This window comes from Actinocrinis sp. (genome assembly GCF_035946395.1).
In the GTDB taxonomy this organism is placed as follows: domain Bacteria; phylum Actinomycetota; class Actinomycetes; order Streptomycetales; family Catenulisporaceae; genus Actinocrinis.
In genome coordinates this window covers 1-4,891 of sequence record NZ_DASYZI010000375.1, presented here as the reverse complement: position 1 = coordinate 4,891, position 4,891 = coordinate 1, and the positions used below count along the sequence as shown (strand labels likewise).

At 62.3% G+C, this 4,891-nt stretch carries 4 protein-coding genes; all 4 read left to right on the top strand.

The genetic code is table 11. The features are described from left to right. Positions 1–1,401: 1,401 nt before the first annotated feature. The 4 genes from VGS97_RS23545 (at position 1,402) to VGS97_RS23530 (ending at position 3,906) form a co-directional block, all read left to right on the top strand. Positions 1,402–1,872, top strand: a complete 471-nt coding sequence (locus VGS97_RS23545) for a DUF3592 domain-containing protein (RefSeq protein ID WP_326855813.1) — start codon at positions 1,402–1,404, stop codon at positions 1,870–1,872. A gap of 345 nt (positions 1,873–2,217) precedes the next feature. After that, positions 2,218–2,457: a hypothetical protein gene (locus tag VGS97_RS23540; RefSeq protein ID WP_326855812.1), complete on the top strand. Its 240-nt coding sequence runs from the start codon at positions 2,218–2,220 to the stop codon at positions 2,455–2,457. Further along, positions 2,444–3,049, top strand: a complete 606-nt coding sequence (locus VGS97_RS23535) for a hypothetical protein (RefSeq protein ID WP_326855811.1) — start codon at positions 2,444–2,446, stop codon at positions 3,047–3,049. The genes VGS97_RS23540 and VGS97_RS23535 overlap by 14 nt, the downstream gene beginning before the upstream one ends. Then, complete coding sequence (locus tag VGS97_RS23530; RefSeq protein ID WP_326855810.1) at positions 3,046–3,906, top strand: hypothetical protein; 861 nt, start codon at positions 3,046–3,048, stop codon at positions 3,904–3,906. The genes VGS97_RS23535 and VGS97_RS23530 overlap by 4 nt, the downstream gene beginning before the upstream one ends. The last annotated feature ends 985 nt before the right edge of the window (positions 3,907–4,891 follow it).

Here is a 4,891-nt window from a genome sequence, read left to right as displayed (position 1 = left end):
ATGGACATTTGGCTTGCTGCTCATAGGTCTATACGCGTGGACGTGGGCCTTGTGGGGCTTTGTGACCGTACTGCTATATCTCGGGATTGCACTGGCCGTCGCGGTATTCGTCACGCTTGGGCAGTACCTGTTGAGATGGCTCTGGGGTTACAAGTCGCGGCGGCGCTCTTGATCATCGCAGCCGAGAGATAGCCGAATCGCCGTCAGTAGTGACAACACGACCGTATCGGAGCTTTTCGTCCTGAACTTGCGGCACCGGTAGGGCAGATCTGGACATTCCCGCTCGATCAAGGTTGGACGGAGTCATGGCACGGCACTGCTCGTCGGGCTGGTTGCTGTACTGCACTGCTGTACTCGCTCGGCCTTCCGGCGCTACTGCCTTGAGAGGGTCGTAGAGCACTGTCGTCTGATGATCTCGCTCACCGTCTGCCCTCATCCGTCGCGTGGCCGCTGCTGTCCACTGTCGACTGGTGTCGTCTGCTGGCGGGCGGATTGCTGACTTTTCGCTGACCACTGAGGTTGATAATGACTCCGACACTCGAACGGCCGGCCACCTGTTTACAAGCCCCGACCGGCGACCATGCGTCGGCGCACGTCGCGCTGAGCTGGCCAAACGCGATCACTTGACCGTTGTTGACCCTGACTCCTCGTTCGAACGGGCACGTAGCGGGCACGACAGCCTTACGAGCGTGGCTGCCGTGCGCTAGAAGAGAGTGGTCTCGCGAATCTCTGCTCTGATCTTATTGAACTCTACAAGTGCTTGATCATCAGGGAGGCCCTGATCTATCCGCAGGAGCAGAATCTGGGCGCTGTCTCGCGACTTCTTAAAGCCACGCCACCGCTCAAGGGCCTATACCATGTGTCTCCAGCTGCGATCACTGCAACGATCAATGACAGAGCAGGCACGAGACCAACAAGCCAGCCCACATTCGAACCTGCAAGATTTTTGTCGGCAGCTACGATCGCTGAGGCGACGATCAGCGTGATGCGCGAGATGAAGTAAACTCCCGCAGATTGCACTGCGCCTCTGTGTAAATGCTTGTATGCCTCAGTAACGGCCTGCTCAAGCTTGGGGGACGTCGTCATGGTCTGATTGTCGCGTATATTCTCCCCGCGACTCAGCCTTCAGACGAGATTCGCATAAGCTGCCCTGGCTATCAGACGCCCCCTTCGTCCCGAACTTGCGGCATTGGTACCACAAATTAGAACATATACGGCCAACCTTGGTCGACTCCAGCCGTGTTATGGCGCTGATAGTTGGTGCGGTTGCTGTACTGCGCCGCTGTACTGCTGGCATCGATCCAGGCGGCTCCGCTACACGCTCACGCCAGTAGGCGTGACCGGATCGCAGACTTCGAGCAAGATGGACAGTGAGTGAGGGGATATCCCGAGGAGAGGTAGATGTCTGATCGCGTGCCTCGTACAATCGTGGTTCGCAGAGGGTACCGGATTGGCAGTGTGTTCCTTGTACTCGCCGCTTTTGCGATAACTGCCTACGTGGTCCGTACCACAGTTTCAGACCTCGATCTGCGCGCCCATGGGGTGCAGACTAGTGCCACCATCACCGACGTCACCATGAACATACCCTACCCGTACGGGGTGCCTGAATATGGCTGCATGGCCGAATACGTAGTACCCGGTGGTTCTCATCACAGCATGTCATTCCCCTGTTCGCGCGACGCGAGAGTCGGCGACACGGTCGCGATCATTTACGACCCGCTTCACCCAGGCACCGCAGACACAACGGGTGTCTTGTCGGGCCGATGGTGGACCTTCCCGGCATTCCTTCTGCTGGTCGCACTCGCCTGCGGAGGGCTGAGCGTCTATGCATGGCGCAAAGCCACCCGCCGCCGCGAAGCGCAAGGGAACTGAAGTACTTCCGTGTCAGGGCGGTTCCGTGACCTCGTCTGTTGTCGTCTGTTGTCGTCCGTTGCAGGTGCGTGGCTGTTGACTCCAGACAGGTAGATACGCTGCATCGAGCTGGCGCCGAACGGACTGTCGCGGATCGAGCCCAGAACGGATGGCTGTATCGGCCCCCTGCGTCGCGGGTCATCGATCTATCAGAGTTCTGATCGGAATGCTTGTTCAACAGTTCGCAAAGCTTTCGCGGCGTCTCATCCGATCGTGCGGTCTGTCGCCACTGTTATACGAGCGCGTATTCTCTGCGGGCTCCCGGACCCCCAGCCGGTCACCCACCTTGGAGAAAGGAGCTGCCGGATGAGCCCGGCCATCACCATTGGCGTGATCGCCACGACCCTCGGCAGCGTCACGACCCTGTTGAGCCGACTGCTGTACGAGCGCACGCGCCGTCATCGGTACAGGGAGCTGTCCCGCCGCGACCATGTAAGGCGATTGCCCGTGGGCAGCCGCATCGCCGAAGTGTCCGGAACCGCGATCTTCATCGAGGTCGGCGCCTCCTCGACTGTAGACAGGAGTGTTCCGCGTGGCCGCCAATGAACCCCCGCAGCGCTCCGGGCAAAGCCTCACATCGCAGGAGCACGCGGCAGAGGACCAGATCGCAGAGGCCTTCCGTCGGCTGCACGGTGACGAATACGTACGTGTCATCGCCCACCTACAGGTGCATGGCGCCACGCTGCCGGACGCGAAGGACGCTGCGCAGGACGCGTTCAAGCATGCCTGGCAGCTGATGCACCAGCCGCAGAGGTGGGCGCAGATCGAAAACCCGGCGCTCTGGATCCGCGGCGTCGCTCGGAACATGTGGCGCACGCCGCCGGGGCCCCGCCAGCAGCCGACCGTTGCGATCGAGCACGCGGCCGAGTTGCCCGACCCGAACGCGGACCCCGGTGACCTGGCGGCATTGCACACGTCGGTCATGGACGCGCTCAAGGGGCTGCATCCCGATGTTCGAAACGTGATGCTGCTGAAGATTCAGAAGTTCAGCCTCGGGGAGATCGTGGCCCGCATGAACGCCGAGGGGCACTCTATAGACGAGGTCAAGGTACGCAATCTGCTGTGCAAGGGACGCGCTGCTTTGCGTCCATTGCGTGACGAGATCGTCGGCCGCCGGGAAGGAGCACGATCCCGGTGAGCCTGAACGACGCCATCGGTCCCGACGGGTTCGACTTCGATGAAGTCGACTCTCTCGTCGAGACGATGTATCAGGAACTGCTCGACCGGACACGCTCCAGTGTCGATCCCGCAGCCAGCCTGGCGGAGATTATGAGCACCGCGCCGCAAGCACCGCAGGATCAACCCGATGCCTGCGGTGGTCGCCGTCAGCATGGATCGGGGCTGGCGGAAGCCTTGATCGTGGCGGAACCGATTGATCTGGATCTGGCGTTCGTGCTCTGCTTCGGTGACGTGATCGGCCGCACGATCGATGCCACTCTCGATCTCATGCACGCGCTCACCTACGACCCGAACGCCGGCCATGCGCGGGAGCTTTGCAGTGCACTGATGCGCAACGCTACTCTCGCCCGCGATTTCGAGCCGACCCGGGCAAGCGCCGGTGAGATGGAGTTCGCGCTCGAACTGGCCACGCCTGCCGACCTCGCCGACGATCTCGACCGAGCCGACGATCTCGACTGGGCCCGCATCGTGGCCCGCGCACGCTTCCTCGACTTCGCGCGTATCTTCGCCCTCTGTCTCACTCGGGCGCTCGAATCCGAGGCGGGACCGGCGCTCGACCTCGCCCGCCATGTCGCCGAACTGTTGACGACCGCCAGCGACGTTGCACTGCGCCGCACGATGGTCCGCAACCTCAAGGAGATTAGATACGTCAATGCCGCAGGTCGGGACATGTCGTGGCTAGACGCCTACGACATGCCGATGCCGGTCGGCACCATCTGGGATGCGCACACGATTCTCCCGCCCGCTCAGGCTGCGAAGGTGGAGGCTCACTCCATCAAGATCGGGCGGGGCCTCCACCGACTCCAACCTATATAGGTCAGCTGCGCAGGACCGATAGACCCGGCCGACGGGTGGCCGGGTCGCGGCTCGCCTGGTCTATCTGAAGCCGTGCAGACAGGCCGGGCGGGTCAGTCGCAGCTATAACGTGTCAGCACGTTGGTTGTGATGCGTCAATGTCGACGCTTGCAACATTTCATGGCGGCTGGGATAGCGACCGCGTCATGGGACCTCAAACCGTGATGGCTGCCAAGCAGACCCACGGCCTCGGAGCGCTCGTGAAGGCGAACCGCACAGCCTGCGCGCAAACACATAGTCGGCACTGCCTGGTGAAACCTGTGGGGCCGGGAGAGCGCGGACAGCCAGAGCCGATCCGCCCAGGTGTACCTGACCCGTGCGACGTGGCGGCGCAGCACGGCGTTCTCGTGGCGAAGGACGAGTAGTTCCGCGTCCTTGGACATGTCATGGCGCACGGCCACGGCCAGCGCACCGAGGAAACGACGGGTGGTCCGATAAACGACCGAGAGAATCATGCCTCGATCATGGCCAATCGGCAGCGACGCGCGGGGGTTACTCCAACCGACGCAATCCTGTAAGCGAGCCCTACACGCGCGAGCCGGTGTGGAAAGTGCCATCTCCCATGCGGTGTGCGGTTTCGGCATCCGCATGGCCAGATATCAGGGCCTGGTGAAGGCGCACCTTTAGAACGTGCTGACTGCCGCCGCGATCAACCTCGTCCGAGTGGATGCGTGGTTACGCGGCATACCGACCGCAGGCACCCGGCCCAACCGGCTTGCCGCGCTCCGACAGGCGGCGGCCGTCTAACGCCGATTGGCCAACGGTGTCAGATCTGGCGTCACACCTCACGCGGGTAGGCCGTGAACGCCAGCAGGTCCTTGTGGGGCGGCCTCCACGTGTTCGGTGGCCTTGGGGAACTTCGTTGTGGTACTTCAACTTCACCCGGCGCTCGTCGGCCTGGCCGTACTCGGGCCCGCACAAAGTCGGCCTCGGCGCCCATCAGCTG